The sequence below is a fragment of the Domibacillus antri genome, assembly GCF_001936625.1.
GTDB lineage: Bacteria > Bacillota > Bacilli > Bacillales > Domibacillaceae > Domibacillus > Domibacillus antri.
In genome coordinates this window covers 110,288-126,762 of sequence record NZ_MSDU01000017.1, presented here as the reverse complement: position 1 = coordinate 126,762, position 16,475 = coordinate 110,288, and the positions used below count along the sequence as shown (strand labels likewise).

Sequence of the window (16,475 nt, the reverse complement as noted above, 5' to 3'; positions counted from 1 at the left end):
ACTCGTATTGAATGAAAGACAATAAAAAAGCCGGGATATTCCCGGCTCCACCAACAACATAACCGGCATAAATGGGTAATTTTAATCCGGAGTGATTTGGGTAAAGTAACTCGGCGTTGACAGTGAGCGTCAATACCGTCTTGCGACCTTTGAAAAATGGTATTATCTTAGCCCGAAAGTACCTAATATCGAATCCTTTGATTTTACCTTTAAACGTTTTATAGAAAAAGCTAAAATCGTTCAGCATAATAAAGGTTTAGTTCAACAAGATTCAAAGAATCAAAGAGATTATGAAAATGAATATTCTGCTTTTGTTAAATTTTATCAAAATAGAGTATTGCCTGAACATGAATTAGTCCTTTCTATTCTAAATGAAGAAGGGAAAGACTCTATACTCTCTTCTTATCCGCAATTAGAAAGTATTATTTCCAATATTGATGAAGTGAATAAGGAGATTGAACAATGGACAACAGCATTGATATGAAACGCTGTGTAAACGAAAACACTATTAAATACGGAATTGGTGAACTAAGTGAAATCAGTAGCTTAAAAATTCAGGAACAGTTGGTTCAGATAGAGGAACATCTTCAAGAGTTCCGTATGCATCAAAAACAATTGACCGAGCAAATAAAACAATATAGTAAACTGTCTATTTCCTCTATTTCATCGGGAGCAAACGTACCAAGGAGTCAGATTAACCTAAATACAAATACATTAAAACTATATATAGAAAAACGAATAAGTGAAATTGAAAAGGAAGACATTTTAAAAATAAATAAGAATGAAAAGCTCAGAAGTGAAAAAAAAGAGCTGGATTCGTATATTGACGGTTTAAGACAGCAAGTAGTGGATACCTTTGAAATGAAATTATACATAGAAAATTTAGAAGCTGAAAACAAGCGTCTTATCCGTCAATTAGAAGATAGACAAAAGGATATTCAGAAGTTAGAGATTGAAAACAGTAAATTGCGTAAGACTGTAAATGAATTTAATAAGAACAAAGTTGTTTCGTTTATCAACGAAAAATAGTAAAACCAAAGCAATTGATATTTAGAACATTTTTAGATAAGAAATGAGTCGACCAAAGCCGACTCATTTCTTAAAGGTATTTTTTATCCAATTTTTCAAGGTATTCTAAATCCATTGAAATACGAAATTGACTTGGAATAACAGTTGCTTTATCTGTCTGAATTGGCTCTGTTAGTTTAAGAAAATCTATTTGTAATTCTTGGAGAGGATTTTGTATGATGTATGCATAACTTTCATTTTTATCTTCTTGAAAATAAATGAAAAATAAAAAGTAATTATCCTTCATTCTATTGGCTTTTCCGAGTTCATTATAAGTAATAAAAAATTTGTTTTCAGTAACACTTGTTTTTATCTCAAAACCTAAAATAGTATTAGTTTTTTCACATAATACTTCAATATCGTATCCTTTTGAAGCTATATGAGACACTGAACGTACTTGCTTATAATTATTTTCGAGATAGGCTAATGCTAATCTTTCACCTTTCTCTCCTTTTTCTTTATTGTCATCTAACCAATCCAACCCTCCCTGATTATCATCATCGTTATCTGGAGGAGGATTATTACTGTTATTCAATTCTTCTGCTGTTTGATATCGCTCTATTTCTTGATAGAGTATGTCAAGATTACTATTATATGAAGCTAATTCGGTTTCATCTTTTTGTGTCCAGCTAATCAAATCACTTGAAATACGTTTGATAGGTACTACACTGTCAACTGATAGTACACGAACTTGGCTCATAATTCACCTTTCATAGCACACGCTTTGCATACTAACCATTGTGAATTATCTTCTTCAAATTCGAGAATTGCCCATAATGTAGGGTTATTTTGTATTTTATTATGGCAAATTGGGCAAGGGAGAAAATGATTAATATGTGTTTGATATATATCTTTATGTATTAATTCTCTGCCGAAAATTTTCCCCATTTCAGTGATGCGGTAAATATAACCTGTCACGTTAAATTTTTTTAGCGGAATTACATTGTGATTTATAATAAAATTATGTATATCTTCATCGACCTGGACTGAAAGTTCTTTATTAATGAAAAAAGTCTTTGTCTCGATATTATAATTTTTACTATACAGTGATAAGAGTTCTTTACTTTTTAGACCATAACGATATACCATTTCAAAAGTGAAAAGAAAAGCGTACTTTTCTTTTTGACTGAGGAGTTGTCGTAAAACTATCACCTCTTTAATTGATAATGGAAGGGGTCCCCTTTTCTCTTCTTTGTCTAATTCTTTTTTTGTAGAAATAAATTCCTTCAAGTCTTCAATAATAAAGTTTAAAGTTGCACCATCATTAGAGATAAAATTAAAAAAGACTTTTATACGATTAGTGTCAATATTTATCGTGTTTAAATTAGCATTTCTTAAAAGAAAGTCCTGGATGTCGCTAAGTTGAATGGTATCAATATCTTTGTGATTATAAAATTCATAAAGGAGCCTTATATTTGAAAGATAGTTTTGAATTCCTGATTTATTTTCATTAACTATGTACTCTCGAAATCTGTAAAACCACTTAATGTTTTTAACACTGGATTTTTCTATACGCTCATCCACGCTTTGTAAATCAATCACTCAAACAACTCCTCCACCATTTTTTCTGTTAAATAGTACCACTTTTATTATGTTCCATTTGCTTAAATATGTCTAACTTTTTATAAAAAAGTACGTTTTCAAAATGTGAAGGAAAACTAAAGAATCTGTTTATATCTAAGGAATTTTGTCTAATTGAAAAATCCCTCTATTTTTTCAATTATCCTTTAATTATCAACGGTCAAGAGTGGTTAGACAATAATGTCACTTCTCATAATATTCATGAATTCGGCCATGTCATCATGTGCATCCTTTTTAGGCATCACATCCAAAAAGTGCAATGGTTCCCGTCCAAATCAAATGGGCAGCGTTTAGGGTTTGTACTGCACAGTTACAATCCAAGAAGCACTTATCAGAAAATAGGGAATTTCTTTATCGGCATTGGCCCGTTTTTCTCCGGGATCGTCTCCTTGATTTTGCTCATGTCTTTTTTTGTGCCGGAATCGTATCGGCTCTTTTCAGTTTATATGGAACTGCATGTCCGGCCGGGTCCAATCAGTTTTGACATGGTGACAGATGCTGCGTTTTCCATGGCTGCCTTAATCAAAAGCCTGTTTACTGCAGAAAACATCCTCAATCCGTTTTTTTGGCTGTTTCTTGTTCTCGCCGCCTGCATTTCAACACACATTGCGTTAAGCAAAGAAGATCTAAAAGGGGCTGCTGCCGGGGTGACGACTCTATTTTTGCTTCTTCTCCTCTTTAATATTTTCGGTGCAGTCTTCGGTTTGGACAGTCATGAAGTGATGTCAACAATCGCCGGCTATCACGCCTATACACTGGTTTTTTCCAGTTTGGCCGTATTGTTCTCCTGCATGACGTTTGGCATGTGTTTTCTTCTTTGCGTGCTGAAGAAGGGAATGGGATCGCGGTAATGGAAAGGGGAAAAATGGCACGATTAATCCCTTTGCAGGAGGACGTCCGCCCATTCTTCTTCAGCCAATTCACCGTTTATTTTGACGGCTGCTTCATAGCCTTGGCTTGTTGCACCGGCTAAACTCGTAAAGGTGTTTTTCGCATCGCCGATAATGAACAGCCCTTCAAGATTTGTTTGGCCATGTTCACTCGATTCGTATTCGCCTTTATCATTTAATGGAACACCGAGTCGCGCCGGGATCATGGATGACTGCTTTTCGCCGGTCGTTACCATAAATCCGCCTGTTCGGCTGAACGATTTCCCGTTTCTTAAAATCACGTTTTCCAGTTTTCCATTGCTGGACTGCAGTTCAACAATCGGGGATTCAATAAGGTCAATGCTGCGCTGTGCAAGCTGCTGTTTTTCTTCATAACGGATAGCAACAGGACCATTGGTAAACACGATTAAATCTTTGCTCCAGTTATGGATGAGCTTAATAAAGGGGAGCAGTCCATCTCCATTGCCAATGACAGCGAGCGGTTCATTCCGGCGCTCCCAGCCGTCACAGTATGGACAGTGAAACACCGTTTTCCCGTACACGGATTGTAACCCTGAAATAGCCGGCAGATGATCTTTCATGCCGGTCGCAAAAATCATTTTTTTGCTGTTTAAGATCTTCCCGCTTTTTGTTTTGGTGATAAAACGACCCTTTTTTCGTTCGACATCCTCAACCACATCTTTCAAAATGGAAATATTCTTGTAGGCATCCAGCTGCTCTCTCGCGATTTGTCGAATCAGAGACGGGTTCATGCCATCTCTGGTCAGGAAGCCATGCGCTTTACGCGTTACGTCATTTCTTGGTTTTCCTTCATCAATGACGATCACTTTTTTTAACGATCTTCCTAAAACGAGGGCGGCACTTAATCCGCCCGGGCCGCCCCCTGCAATGACAACATCTGCTAAATCGCTCTGCATGTTGTTCCTCCTATTTAATCCTTTTTCCTTGCCATTCTTACATAGTCCATCAAATAGCTGAAAAACGCCTCATCCCGGACAAGCCACCCGTCATACTGCCGCTTTAAAAAGTTTTCCCCTTCCTGAAAGCTTGCAAAGGTTTCAGACCTGTTCACATGATTGTGTTCAATTCCCCATGACATATCGTTAATCGGATAAAGAAGGAATGTTTCTTCCTTTCGATTTTTATACAAAGAACCGAACGCATGGTTTTTCACGTTATATCGATTTCTTTTCGCATCTTCCCTTAACGGTTCTAATTCAAACGTTTCCATTACAAATTGTCTGTATGCATCACCCGTTAATGAACATCCGGAGGCTTTTTCATGGCCTCCTCCGCCAAAAAGTCCGGCAACGTAAGACACATCTATAAAATCGTGAGTAGTGCGGAAACTGATTCGTTTGCTTCCCATATTGATAATGGCAATATAATCGAGATGGGGACAATCCTTGCTTAACTCATTGCCAAGTTCGGAGTGGTACGATTCGGCAAAAACGATTCCGGCAAATTGGTTTCCGATCGGCGCCTGTACAAGCTCCCGCCTTTTCCGGCGAATGTACCGCTCCGTTTTGTGCTCTTCCATGTCCAATATTTTTTCTTCAAACTCATCAAAGAAAAAATGATTGCTCGTTTTCAGTCTGTTCATCATTTTTTCTTCAAATTCATCGATTGAAACTAAAAAGAAAAGGGCGTTTAATCTTTGGGCTTTCTGGTTATCGTGTTTCTCCCACTCCCACGTATCATACTGTCTGACGAGTTCAACAAATTCGGCCGCCGCGTCAGAAGGGTCTAAATATTTGTGATTAATCAAGTACTCGTAAAATAAAGATGCCGCTGATGTCAATTTTCCTTCTTTTTCCTCGATGACAACGTGACCCCACTCGTATTGATTCAAATGGACTGCCGTTTTATGATGATCCAGCAGCTGGACTTTTCCGCCAATTTGATAAAATCCATTCAGCTTTCGTTCATTTTCTTCGTTGACGGACAGATCGGTAATGAACAGAAACGTGTTAGGGTCACCATTTTCCAAAAACCATTCGACTTCATGATTTAACCCTGAAATGGAGTTATAGCGTACTTTGACGTCTGACCCGAACGCGAGCTTTGCTAAAATACCGCAGGCAACCCCGTCCAGGTCATTATGCGACAGCAATCGATACATATTTTTCACCTCAGAACGTAGTATGGGACCAAATGGTGAAAAATATTGAAAAGCGGACAGTCTTTCTGCATGGTATGACCTCTTTTTTCTTGGACAAAATAAAAGAAAAGAGGTGGCGGGATGACGTTAGTTCGTCTTGGGTATGCCGCGATGAGTATGAACATAAAAAATGGTTCACCTTCGCAAACGATGACGCATGCTCAATTTTTAAAAATCGAAGACAGAGAGGCAGCAATCCATAAATTAGAACGGATTGCGATATCGAATTTGACAAATTGTCTGCGCCTGCTCCGGCACAACGCAGCACACGATATCGCGTTCTTCAGGATGAGTTCGAAAGTGATTCCGATGGCCAATCATCCTGATCTTCCTGAATGGAACTATATGCGGTCTCTTCAAGAAAGTCTTGGTGCGATCCGTTCTTATTTACAGGAGCATCCTGCTATGCGGGTTGACTTTCATCCGGACCATTTCGTTGTCTTAAACACGCCAAAAGCGGATGTTTTGAAAACGGCGGTCCGGACGCTTCACATGCATAGAGGGCTTTTGGAAGGAATGGGGATTGATCCGGAACACTGCTGTGTCATTCATGTGGGCGGCGGTTATAAGGATAAAGAAAAAGCGCTTGAGCAATTTGTGACGAATTGGGGAAGCCTTCCGGTTTCGCTGCAGAAAATGATCATGCTGGAGAATGATGATAAAACCTTTACGATAAACGACACGCTGTATCTTTGTGAAAAAATCGGCATACCGGCTGTTTTCGATTATCATCATCACATGGCGAATCATGAAGGAGAGGGAAAATGGGAAGAAGTGTGGGTCCGGGTTTTGAATACGTGGAGCCATTCGAAACTACCGGTTAAAGTGCATATGTCCAGTCCGAAATCTGAAAAAGAATTCAGAGCACATGCTGACTTTATTGACATACACGAATTTATGCATCTTCTCCATCTCGTAAAAGGCAGCATCGTGCTGCCTTTTTATTGGCTGTGAAGAAATATCTATTAGTCATTTGTCTCCGTATCATCTGCAATCGCTTTAAGGTCTTTATAAAATAATTCCTCATTGCAAACAAGGAAACAAGGTTTTCCTTTTGATTTTTATATAAATTTGAAGCAGCATCGCCGGATTGAATTGGTCTTTTATAAGATTGTTTATCTTTGTCTTTCAAAAGTACATTTTTATTTCTCATGATGCACCCCTTCTTTTTGAAAGTACATAGGAATGTCAATTCTTTTTGATTTCGTCAACGTACCGGCCGTAATCCGGTATGGCTATCCGGTCAAAGTCATCAGCAAGCCGCTGTAGGCTGTTAGCCAACAATTCCCCGGACATAGGCATCCCGTGGCCTGTGATGGCAACAGAGGGCTGTAACGATTGCAGTTTTTTTACGGATGCCCAGGCAGATGACCAGTCTGTTGTAAAATATCTCGGCGGTCCGCTTATTTCCTGCTGCTGGGTCAATACGTTGTAGAGCGAGTCCTGTTTGACTGTCACAAAGGCATCGCCGGCTATTAATATACCGTCCCTTTCCTTAAATAAAGAGACATGGCCTTCTGTATGTCCCGGTGTATGAATCCATTTCCATCCCGGCATCTCAGGTACGGTGCCATCCTTCGGGAGAGGTTTTAAAAATGGCATTAAATCAATCGCTTCATTCGGAAAAAGAGGGGACATCTTGGCGACAAAACCGCCTTCTACGGAGGAGTCGGGTTCCGGGTAGTTTCTTTTTCCCGTTAAATAAGGGAATTCCAATTCATGTGCATAAACAGGAACTTGATACTTTTCCACTAAATCAATGACAGCTCCGACATGATCGAAATGGCCATGAGTTAAAATAATGGCTTGTAAACGGTGATCGGCTCCAAAACGTTCCTCCGCTTCCATTAAAATCTTTTCAGCGGAGTGGGGCATGCCCGCATCGACCAGTATCCAGCTGCTGCTGTCGCTTGGATGGCCGATCAAACAAATATTGACGATCTGGACAGTATAACAATATACATCCTTGCTGATTTCGGTCCCGTTACCGCTTTTTGTAGAAGTAACCGGAAGAAATTGTTCTGTTGAAGAGCTTCTTTCCATCTCTTTTTTCCGCCTTCCATGATTAAGATTATGTGAAGATTCATCCGATAAAAAAGGGCTGCAGAGAGTATCTCAACAGCCGCTTTTTCCGGGATTAAGCTTTTATTTTGTCAAATTTTGTGCCGTCTGCGCAGCCGTCACATCCGCCTGTATTTGCTGATTAAAATCATAAGGATGATAATAGCCTTTTGCCATCATATATTGGCTGATGTTGTTGTGCGCGGTAATCGCTGCCATTAACTGTTCCCTTAAAACAGATCGTAATTCAGGAGTAGCAGCTTCAGTAAGAGCAAAAGCAGTAAATGTCACTCCGGATTTAGCCGCAAGCAATAAATCGGACGCGATGACTTCATCCGTCATCCCTTTCATTCCCGTAAAGTTTTTCATTAAACCATTCATGACGATGTCCCCCCAGAAGCTAAAAAATTTTGTAATTGCTGAATATGATTTTTTGCTGCATTGACGTCATTGTCAATAAGTGCTTTTAATTCTGAATCTTGAGCTAGTGCACTCATTGTGAAGGATTTTGTTAAACAAAGATTTTTGAAGGTCAATAACTCATGAACTTCAAGTGCTTCATGCTGTCCTAAACTGCTGGTCATTTTTTTCACCCCTCATGTTGATCATGTACCTCCGTTATCTTTCCTTTTTCAAGCGTGATTATTCATGCTGGTGCGTAATAGTACCTGGATCGTTATTATTGAATAAATTTCTTTTTATTAAGAAAAAATAGTTGCGTTCATTAAAGCGGAGGTGAAGGAATGGAACAAAAAAGCTTGGGTTTTCACGAAACAATGGAGCTGCACGAATTAATAAATTTCAAAACAAATGGCCTTCTCAAGTCAAAATTGATGCAGGGAGTATGCTTTGACAGTGATTTAAAAGCGTTGATGGATAAAGATGTTACATTATCTGTCCATCAATTGAATGAACTTCAAAGTCTATATGCCGGAGCCAAAACATTTTCGTGAGTGGAGGGAGTATATAAAATGAACGATTATTTGGATCCTATTAATTCAGTCGGCATGCCGGAACTTGCTGACTCCGCAATCGCACTTGAGTTTTTATTGTCTGCTAAAAATGGTGTGAGAAACTATGCAGCTGCCTTGACAGAATCTTCAACGCCTGAGGTTCGGACCGTACTCCTTCAGCACTTAGAAGCAGCGATTGATTTACACGGTGAGGTAACGGAATTGATGATGAACAAAAGATGGTTTCATCCGTATAACATGGACGAACAAATACAGCTTGATCTGAAAGCAGCCCAAACAGCTGTCGATATCGCAAAGCTGCCGCTCTTCCCGGGCACGACCAATCGAAAAGGGTTATTTCCAACCCCGCCACAATAAAAATGAATAGCGTGGAGGAGATGTAACTAATGAAAGCTGTAACGTATCAAGGTGTAAAAAACGTCGTTGTCAAAGAAGTAAAAGCACCGGAAATGAAAAAAGCAGATGATATTATTGTCAAATTAACAACTACAGCTATTTGTGGATCGGATCTGCATTTAATCCATGGAATGATTCCTAATTTACAAGAAGATTATATAATCGGTCATGAACCGATGGGTGTTGTGGAAGAAGTTGGACCAGAGGTAACAAAGGTAAAAAAAGGGGACCGCGTTATTATCCCTTTTAACATTGCCTGCGGGGAGTGCTGGTTTTGCCAGCATGAATTGGAAAGCCAATGTGATCATGCCAATGATAATGGAGAGATGGGTGCTTATTTCGGCTACTCTGGAACAACGGGCGGGTATCCAGGAGGTCAGGCGGAATATATGCGGGTTCCGTATGGGAATTTTACGCCTTTTAAGATCCCGGAGAACTCCGAAGTGGAAGATGAAAAGCTCGTTTTACTCGCTGATGCCGCATCCACGGCCTTTTGGAGTGTCGATAACTCTGGAATGAAGGAAGGGGACACGGTCATTGTTCTTGGCTGCGGACCGGTGGGACTGCTTGCCCAAAAATTCGCCTGGCTTAAAGGGGCAAAACGTGTTATTGCCGTTGACTATGTCGATTATCGATTACAGCATGCAAAACGGACAAACAATGTGGAAATCGTCAATTTTGAGAGTCAGGAAAATATCGGGAATTATTTAAAAGAAATTACAAAAGGCGGAGCGGATGTCGTCATTGACTGTGTAGGAATGAGCGGAAAAATGACGCCGCTTGAATTCCTTGCATCTGGACTGAAGCTTCACGGAGGGGCAATGGGCGGACTCGTTATTGCCAGTCAGGCGGTTCGAAAAGGCGGAAACATTCAAATTACCGGCGTGTATGGAGGAGCCTATAACGGTTTTCCAATGGGGGACATTTTTCAGCGGAATGTCAATATCCGGACGGGCCAGGCGCCTGTTATTCATTACATGCCATACCTTTACAATTTAATTGCGGAAGGGAAAGTGGATCCCGGCGATGTGGTTACTCATGTACTGCCGCTCGATCAAGCGAAAAAAGGGTACGAAATGTTTGATACGAAAACAGAAAACTGCATTAAAGTGGTTCTGAAACCGTAACAACTGTAACGGAACCCATAGTGATCAAACTCAGCCGCGGCTGAGTTTTTTTCATAATGTAATTCCATGTTTATCCTTATTTAGCCGGGGAATACTTTTTAAGATGAAATAAAAATCGGATGGAGTTGGATAAACGATGGCGAAAGATAAATTTGAGGAAATCCATGAAGAAACGCCTGGACAGACGCAAAGTCAGCAGCCAGGTATTGAATCGGAAATGACACCGGAACCCATTTATGATGATGCAAATTACAAAGGTTCGGGCAAATTGTCAGGAAAAACCGCCCTCATCACCGGCGGCGACAGCGGCATCGGCCGGGCGGTGGCGGTTGCTTATGCGAAGGAAGGCGCCAATGTGGCGATTGCTTATTTAAATGAAGACGGCGATGCGGAGAAAACGGCCAGCGTGATCGAGTCATACGGAGTGAAAGCGCTAAAAGCGGCAGTCGATGTGAGTAAAGTGGAAAACTGTAAAAAGCTGGTCGATCAGGTGGTCAGTGAATTTGGCGGATTAAATATTCTCGTCAATAATGCCGGGAAGCAGTTTCCGACCAATAACTTTTTAAGCATTACGCCCGAACAGCTGCGTGAAACGTTTGAGACCAATATTTTTTCCATGTTTTATTTGGCGCAGGCAGCCCTTCCGCATATGTCAAAAGGGGATGCGATCATTAATACGTCTTCTGTTACAGCTTACCGCGGCTCGCCGGAATTGATTGATTATTCGTCGACGAAAGGAGCCATTACTTCTTTTACCCGCTCTCTTGCCGCGAATCTTGTCAATAAAGGGATACGCGTTAATGCTGTCGCGCCTGGCCCCATTTGGACGCCGCTGATTCCGGCGACGTTTGATGAACAAAAGGTAGCGCAGCACGGAAATGATACACCGATGGGGAGACGCGGCCAGCCTTCGGAAAATGCGCCGGCTTACGTTTACCTCGCCTCGAATGATTCAACTTATGTCACCGGCCAGACGATTCATGTTAACGGCGGTGATTTTATAACATCTTAATGGATCGGGATGTCTCAACCGTTTATCGAGACATCCCCTTCTATAGCCGGTTTGAAAGTGAAATATGAAAAAATCAAGTTAAATTCGAGGTGTTATGATTCCGGAATGAAACATATTTTGCTAAAATAAGCAGGTATGTGAAAATGAGGTTACAGAGGAAGAAAGAGAGGATCATATGAATGACCGGTGATCAGCGGAAAAAAATGATCATTTTGATGATCAACATGTTTATTGCGATTGGGAGTTTTGGCATTATTATTCCGATTTTACCAGCCTACTTAGAATCCATTGATGAAGGCGGAATGGCGGCCGGGCTTATGATCGCGATTTTTGCCGGAGCCCAGCTTGTGTTTTCACCAGTTGCGGGAAAATGGGCTGATGACTACGGGCGCCGAAAGATGATTATTTTCGGTTTAATCGGTTTGGCATTGTCGTCGTTTATGTTTTACGCATTTGATTCTATTTGGTGGCTGTATGCGTCTCGTGTGATCGGCGGCATTGGTGCAGCGCTGTTAATCCCGGCCATTTTTGCATATGTGGCTGATATTACGACTTTCGATCAGCGGGCAAAAGGGAACAGTTTCATTTCGGCCGCGATGTCTTTCGGTATTGTCGTCGGACCGGGCATCGGCGGCTTTTTAGCTGATTTTGGGCTGAAGTTTCCATTTTTGATATCGGCGGTTGTGGCCTTTTTTGCGGTGGTGTTTTCAATCGTGCTCCTCAAAGAACCGGATCGTCAGGTGCAGCCTGTTGCTGAAATGACGCCGGATCACGAGTCGATGACGAAAAAGATGGCCCGGTCTGTAAAAATGCCGTATTTCATCCCGCTTGTCATTACACTCGTCATGAGTTTCGGATTGATGGCGTATGAATCGGTGCTCGGGTTGTTTGTTGATGACGAATTCGGTGCATCGCCGCAGGATATCGCGCTGATGGTCACGTCAACAGGGATTGTCAGCGTGATTGTGCAGCTGTTTATCGTGGACCGGATTGTGCGCCGCTACGGTGAAGGGGCCGTGTTAAATGTATTTTTGGCGGTAGCCGCATTCGGTTTTTTCTTGTCGCTTTTTGCGAAAAATTACATGCTGTTTTTCGGCATATCCTTGCTTATTTTCCTGGCGACGTCTATTTTACGTCCGGTATTAAATACCCTCATTTCCAAAATGGCAGGCGATGAACAGGGCTTTGCGATGGGCATGAACAATATGTATATGAGCATTGGAAATGTCCTTGGTCCGGCATGTGCCGGACTGCTTTATGATGTAAATATTATTTATCCCTTTATATTAGGCCTCATTCTGCTTGCCGCGACGCTTTTGATTACTGTCATCTGGCAAAAAAGGGCTGTGAAACAAAACGTGCTGTCTTCATAAAGAAGGCGGCTTTTTTAGAACATTGATGAATATTAAAAAAGTCGAAATGTTGTCAAGTCAATTTCGTTGACTTTTCAAACTGTACAAAATAAAATTACAGTACACTTTTCGGGAAGGGGGAAAAATGTCGATGAAAAGCGAATTCACAATCGCGGTTCATAGTCTCGTTTATTTGGCGTATTTGCCCGGGCATATGGCGAGCAGTGAAGCGATTGCGCATAACGTGGCGACGAACCCTGCACGCATTCGAAAAGTGATGAGCGCGCTCAGAAAAGAAGGTCTTGTCCGGACGAAAGAAGGAACAAGAGGCGGATATATGCTTGGCTGTGATCCAACCGATATTACGCTTGCAGATGTGTATCATGCTGTTTCTTATGGAACGCTCCAGCCTAACTGGTGTACGGGTGTTCCCGATCATTCATGTCCGGTTTCGTCGAACACACAAGTAGTGATGGACCGTATTTTCAGCGCGGCAGAAGACCATTACGAGGCCTTTTTACGCCAGTTTACGGTGGCATCCGTACTGGACAATATTAAATCGCAAGAATGAACGATTTATTCAGGGAAGTGAAAGAAATGGGCAATAAAGTGCATTTTCAGGTGGGAGACTGGGTAAAAGGTGAAACATGGGATCAACAAAGAATTTACGGATACACCGTAAAAATAGAAGATCCGGAAGATATTATGAAAGTGTATGTGACCGATTCGGTTAATAATAAGCTTGTGGGACGAATGATCCGCGTGCTGTCGAAGTCATTTGAAAAAGTACCTGATTCTGCACCGGAAGAAGCACCACTGGCACAACTGATTGATCTTGCATTACTCACGAAAGATGAAAAATGGTTTGATCAGTTAACAGTACAGCTTGAAGCAGCGAAAAAACAATATTCTTAATTTTTTGGAGGCTATTTACGAATGAACAAAAAATATTTACCGCTATTCCAGCCTTTTACGTTTAAAAGTGGCATTGAGACCGATAACCGTATTGTCATGGCACCGATGACCAATTTCTCGTCAAATGAGGACGGCACGGTAAGCGATGATGAAGTGGCTTATTATGTACGCCGCTCGAATGGTGTTGGCATGGTCATTACTGCCTGCACATACGTCACACTGAACGGAAAAGGGTTCGATGGAGAGTTTGGCGGCCACAGCGATGAGATGATTCCAAGCCTGCGCCGCCTTGCATCTGCCATAAAAGGAGAAGGAGCCAAAGTGATTTTGCAAATATTCCACGGCGGCCGAATGGCACCGCCCCATTTAGTGGACGGTGATGTTGTCAGCGCAAGTGCCGTACCGGCTGAAGCGGAAGGCAGCCCGGTGCCGCGTGAATTGTCCGCTGCTGAAGTGGACGAGATCATCAAAGCGTTTGGCGAAACAACAAGACGCGCGATTGAAGCCGGTTTTGACGGCGTCGAAATTCACGGTGCAAACGGCTATTTAATCCAGCAATTCTTTTCTCCACATTCAAACCGTCGAACGGACAAATGGGGAGAACGGCTTGCTTTCCCGCTGGCTGTTGTAGATGAAGTGAAAAAAACAGTGGCGGCATATGCGAAGACACCGTTTGCGGTCGGTTACCGTTTTTCACCGGAAGAGCCGGAAACACCGGGTATTACGATGGCAGATACATTGGAGCTGATCAATGCGCTAAAAGAAAAAGATCTTGATTATTTGCATGTGTCCCTATTCGAATTTTGGTCAAAACCAAGACGCGGTGTGGATGATTCACGCTCACGCTTAGAAATTATTCAAGAACGTGCTGGCGATAAAGTGCCGGTGATTGGCGTCGGATCGATTTACACTGCAGATGATGCGCTTAAAGCACTGTCAACAGGCGTATCATTAATCGCAATCGCCCGCGGCTTAATTATCGAGCCAGACTGGGTGCAAAAGGTTGAAAATGGGCAGGAAGACCAAATTGTCACCAAAATTGATAAAAATAATCAAGACAAGCTTGTTGTGCCAGATCCGCTCTGGAATGCGATTATAAATACACCGGGCTGGTTCCCGGGCGTCTAATTTAATAGAAAGGGTGAACGATAATGCCATTTATTACAGTGAAAGTACTGGAAGGAAAAACACCCGAACAAAAACGAGATCTTGTTAAAAGAATGACCGCCGCCGTCAAAGAATCATTTGATGTCGATGCAGAGAAAGTCTTCATCTTTTTTGAAGACTTGAAAGCAGATGACTACGGAAAACAAGGCGAACTATATTCATTTCAAGACGAAAATAAGTAAGTTGTTTGTCATGTTGCGGCAGCCTGGATGATTCCAGGCTGTTTTTCTGTATAATAAGAAGGTAAAAACTATATGAAGCAGACGAGGTCAATTATGAATAAACCATCATTTAACGATTTTTTGTTAAGCAGCGACATTACAAGAGCGCTGGCAGAACTAGGGTATACAACACCGACAGATGTACAGGCAGCGGTCATTCCTGTGGCGCTTGAAAAGAAGGATATTGTCGTAAAATCACAGACAGGGAGCGGGAAGACGGCGGCATTTGCCATTCCGATTGTCGAACTGGTCGACTGGAATGAAAATAAACCTCAGGTGCTTGTTCTGACACCGACGAGAGAGCTTGCTGCACAGGTAAAAGACGAGATCACGAACATTGGCCGGTTTAAGCGGATTAAAGCAGCGGCCGTATACGGAAAACAGCCGTTTTCACGGCAAAAATTAGAATTGAAGCAGAAAACGCATGTCGTTGTCGGCACACCTGGCCGTGTGCTTGACCATATGGAAAAAGATACGCTTCCCGTAGAGAAAATCGGCTGTCTCATCATTGATGAAGCTGATGAAATGCTGAATATGGGGTTTATTGATCAGGTAGCGGCCATTATCGAAAAATTGCCTGCCGATCGCGTGACGATGCTGCTTTCAGCCACGCTCTCGGAAGAGGTGTCGGCTCTTGCTGAAAATTATATGATCCATCCTGTGAAAATGGAGATGGCCCAGACGTTGACCACGGAGAAAATTGATCATGCAGCCATCATGGTGAGTGAGGATGAAAAATTTTCGTTATTCAAAGACATTTCAGTCGCGGAAAATCCGGACAGCTGTATGATCTTTTGCCGGACGCAGGAGAGGGTAGAGACGTTGTTTGAAGCACTCGATCATGCCGGATATTCATGCGGCATGCTTCATGGCGGAATGGTGCAGGAAGACCGTTTTGCCATCATGAAGGAGTTTAAGCGCGGTGAGTTCAGATATTTATGTGCCACGGATGTTGCCGCGCGCGGGATTGATGTGGCGAATGTGCCGCTTGTCATCAATTATGATGTGCCTTTTGAAAAGGAAAGCTATGTACATCGGACTGGCCGGACAGGACGTGCTGGTCATTCTGGCAAAGCCATTACCTTTTTGACACCATACGAAGAAAAGTTTCTGGTGGAAATTGAAAAGTATATCGGCTTTGAAATTCCCCGAGAGGTGCGCCCTTCACAGGAAGATGTATCTTCCGGACGGGAAGCATTCGAGTTAAAAATGAGCGAGCGGCCGGAGCTGAAAGAAGAAAAAAGCCGCAGCTTAAATAAAGATATTATGAAATTGTATTTTAACGGCGGCAAGAAAAAGAAAATCCGCGCCGTTGATTTCGTTGGCACGATCTCAAACATCAAGGATATCAGCGCAGAAGACATCGGGATCATCACCATTCAGGACAACGTTTCATACGTGGAAATATTGAACGGAAAAGGCCCCATTGTGTTAAAAGCAATGAAAACGACGACGGTTAAAGGAAAGCAGCTGAAAGTGCAAAAAGCAAGGGATTAAGTAAAACCGGGCTGTCCCATAAGTTGCTGCTGGTGTAATGACGTCCGTATTCT

General features: G+C 42.0%; 20 protein-coding genes. 13 read left to right on the top strand and 7 right to left on the bottom strand.

What is annotated here, in order from left to right:
- Nucleotides 1–462 precede the first annotated feature (462 nt).
- Nucleotides 463–1,029 carry a hypothetical protein gene (locus tag BTO30_RS09635; RefSeq protein WP_075398510.1) on the top strand — a complete coding sequence of 189 codons (567 nt, stop codon included), beginning with the start codon at nt 463–465 and terminating at the stop codon, nt 1,027–1,029.
- A gap of 70 nt (nt 1,030–1,099) precedes the next feature.
- Here BTO30_RS09635 and BTO30_RS09630 read toward each other — a convergent pair whose 3' ends face one another.
- Nucleotides 1,100–1,768 (bottom strand): protein NO VEIN domain-containing protein, encoded by a 669-nt coding sequence (locus tag BTO30_RS09630; protein ID WP_075398509.1) that lies wholly within the window; start codon nt 1,766–1,768, stop codon nt 1,100–1,102.
- Complete coding sequence (locus tag BTO30_RS09625) at nt 1,765–2,610, bottom strand: hypothetical protein (protein WP_075398508.1); 846 nt, start codon at nt 2,608–2,610, stop codon at nt 1,765–1,767. Before BTO30_RS09625 ends, BTO30_RS09630 begins: the two co-directional genes overlap by 4 nt.
- A 428-nt stretch (nt 2,611–3,038) precedes the next feature.
- Here BTO30_RS09625 and BTO30_RS09620 point away from each other — a divergent pair, with 428 nt between their 5' ends.
- On the top strand, nt 3,039–3,500 hold the full coding sequence (locus BTO30_RS09620; protein ID WP_075398507.1) for a hypothetical protein: 462 nt from the start codon (nt 3,039–3,041) through the stop codon (nt 3,498–3,500).
- Between the two features lie 23 nt (nt 3,501–3,523).
- Here BTO30_RS09620 and BTO30_RS09615 read toward each other — a convergent pair whose 3' ends face one another.
- Together BTO30_RS09615 and BTO30_RS09610 are read right to left on the bottom strand one after the other, a co-directional pair.
- Nucleotides 3,524–4,456, bottom strand: a complete 933-nt coding sequence (locus BTO30_RS09615) for an NAD(P)/FAD-dependent oxidoreductase (protein ID WP_075398506.1) — start codon at nt 4,454–4,456, stop codon at nt 3,524–3,526.
- A gap of 14 nt (nt 4,457–4,470) precedes the next feature.
- Complete coding sequence (locus BTO30_RS09610; RefSeq protein WP_075398505.1) at nt 4,471–5,661, bottom strand: DHH family phosphoesterase; 1,191 nt, start codon at nt 5,659–5,661, stop codon at nt 4,471–4,473.
- 120 nt (nt 5,662–5,781) lie between these two features.
- Here BTO30_RS09610 and uvsE point away from each other — a divergent pair, with 120 nt between their 5' ends.
- Entirely contained in the window at nt 5,782–6,654 is an 873-nt protein-coding gene (gene uvsE / locus BTO30_RS09605) for a UV DNA damage repair endonuclease UvsE (RefSeq protein WP_075398504.1), read from the top strand.
- 234 nt (nt 6,655–6,888) lie between these two features.
- On the opposite strand, the gene BTO30_RS09600 is transcribed toward uvsE, so the two are convergent.
- The 3 genes from BTO30_RS09600 to BTO30_RS09590 form a co-directional block, all read right to left on the bottom strand.
- A complete protein-coding gene (locus tag BTO30_RS09600; protein WP_075398503.1) occupies nt 6,889–7,743 on the bottom strand; it encodes an MBL fold metallo-hydrolase in 855 nt (284 codons plus the stop codon).
- A gap of 102 nt (nt 7,744–7,845) precedes the next feature.
- A complete protein-coding gene (locus BTO30_RS09595; RefSeq protein WP_075398502.1) occupies nt 7,846–8,142 on the bottom strand; it encodes a spore coat protein in 297 nt (98 codons plus the stop codon).
- Nucleotides 8,139–8,345 carry a hypothetical protein gene (locus BTO30_RS09590; protein ID WP_075398501.1) on the bottom strand — a complete coding sequence of 69 codons (207 nt, stop codon included), beginning with the start codon at nt 8,343–8,345 and terminating at the stop codon, nt 8,139–8,141. Before BTO30_RS09590 ends, BTO30_RS09595 begins: the two co-directional genes overlap by 4 nt.
- Nucleotides 8,346–8,504: 159 nt before the next feature.
- Here BTO30_RS09590 and BTO30_RS09585 point away from each other — a divergent pair, with 159 nt between their 5' ends.
- The 10 genes from BTO30_RS09585 to BTO30_RS09540 all read left to right on the top strand — a co-directional run bounded on the left by BTO30_RS09585 (nt 8,505) and on the right by BTO30_RS09540 (nt 16,422).
- Nucleotides 8,505–8,714, top strand: a complete 210-nt coding sequence (locus tag BTO30_RS09585; RefSeq protein ID WP_075398500.1) for a spore coat protein — start codon at nt 8,505–8,507, stop codon at nt 8,712–8,714.
- An 18-nt stretch (nt 8,715–8,732) separates the two neighbouring features.
- Nucleotides 8,733–9,092, top strand: coding sequence for a spore coat protein (locus tag BTO30_RS09580; protein ID WP_075398499.1), 360 nt, complete (start codon nt 8,733–8,735; stop codon nt 9,090–9,092).
- Nucleotides 9,093–9,121: 29 nt separating this feature from the next.
- Complete coding sequence (locus tag BTO30_RS09575; RefSeq protein ID WP_075398498.1) at nt 9,122–10,258, top strand: zinc-dependent alcohol dehydrogenase; 1,137 nt, start codon at nt 9,122–9,124, stop codon at nt 10,256–10,258.
- 136 nt (nt 10,259–10,394) lie between these two features.
- A complete protein-coding gene (locus BTO30_RS09570) occupies nt 10,395–11,270 on the top strand; it encodes an SDR family oxidoreductase (protein ID WP_075398497.1) in 876 nt (291 codons plus the stop codon).
- A gap of 179 nt (nt 11,271–11,449) precedes the next feature.
- Nucleotides 11,450–12,643, top strand: coding sequence for an MFS transporter (locus BTO30_RS09565; protein WP_075398496.1), 1,194 nt, complete (start codon nt 11,450–11,452; stop codon nt 12,641–12,643).
- A 130-nt stretch (nt 12,644–12,773) separates the two neighbouring features.
- Complete coding sequence (locus BTO30_RS09560; RefSeq protein ID WP_075398495.1) at nt 12,774–13,193, top strand: Rrf2 family transcriptional regulator; 420 nt, start codon at nt 12,774–12,776, stop codon at nt 13,191–13,193.
- Nucleotides 13,194–13,219: 26 nt separating this feature from the next.
- Complete coding sequence (locus tag BTO30_RS09555; protein WP_075398518.1) at nt 13,220–13,537, top strand: IDEAL domain-containing protein; 318 nt, start codon at nt 13,220–13,222, stop codon at nt 13,535–13,537.
- Between the two features lie 21 nt (nt 13,538–13,558).
- Nucleotides 13,559–14,665, top strand: coding sequence for an NADH-dependent flavin oxidoreductase (locus tag BTO30_RS09550; RefSeq protein WP_075398494.1), 1,107 nt, complete (start codon nt 13,559–13,561; stop codon nt 14,663–14,665).
- A 23-nt stretch (nt 14,666–14,688) separates the two neighbouring features.
- Nucleotides 14,689–14,886 carry a 2-hydroxymuconate tautomerase gene (locus BTO30_RS09545; protein ID WP_075398493.1) on the top strand — a complete coding sequence of 66 codons (198 nt, stop codon included), beginning with the start codon at nt 14,689–14,691 and terminating at the stop codon, nt 14,884–14,886.
- 93 nt (nt 14,887–14,979) lie between these two features.
- Complete coding sequence (locus tag BTO30_RS09540) at nt 14,980–16,422, top strand: DEAD/DEAH box helicase (RefSeq protein ID WP_075398517.1); 1,443 nt, start codon at nt 14,980–14,982, stop codon at nt 16,420–16,422.
- The last annotated feature ends 53 nt before the right edge of the window (nt 16,423–16,475 follow it).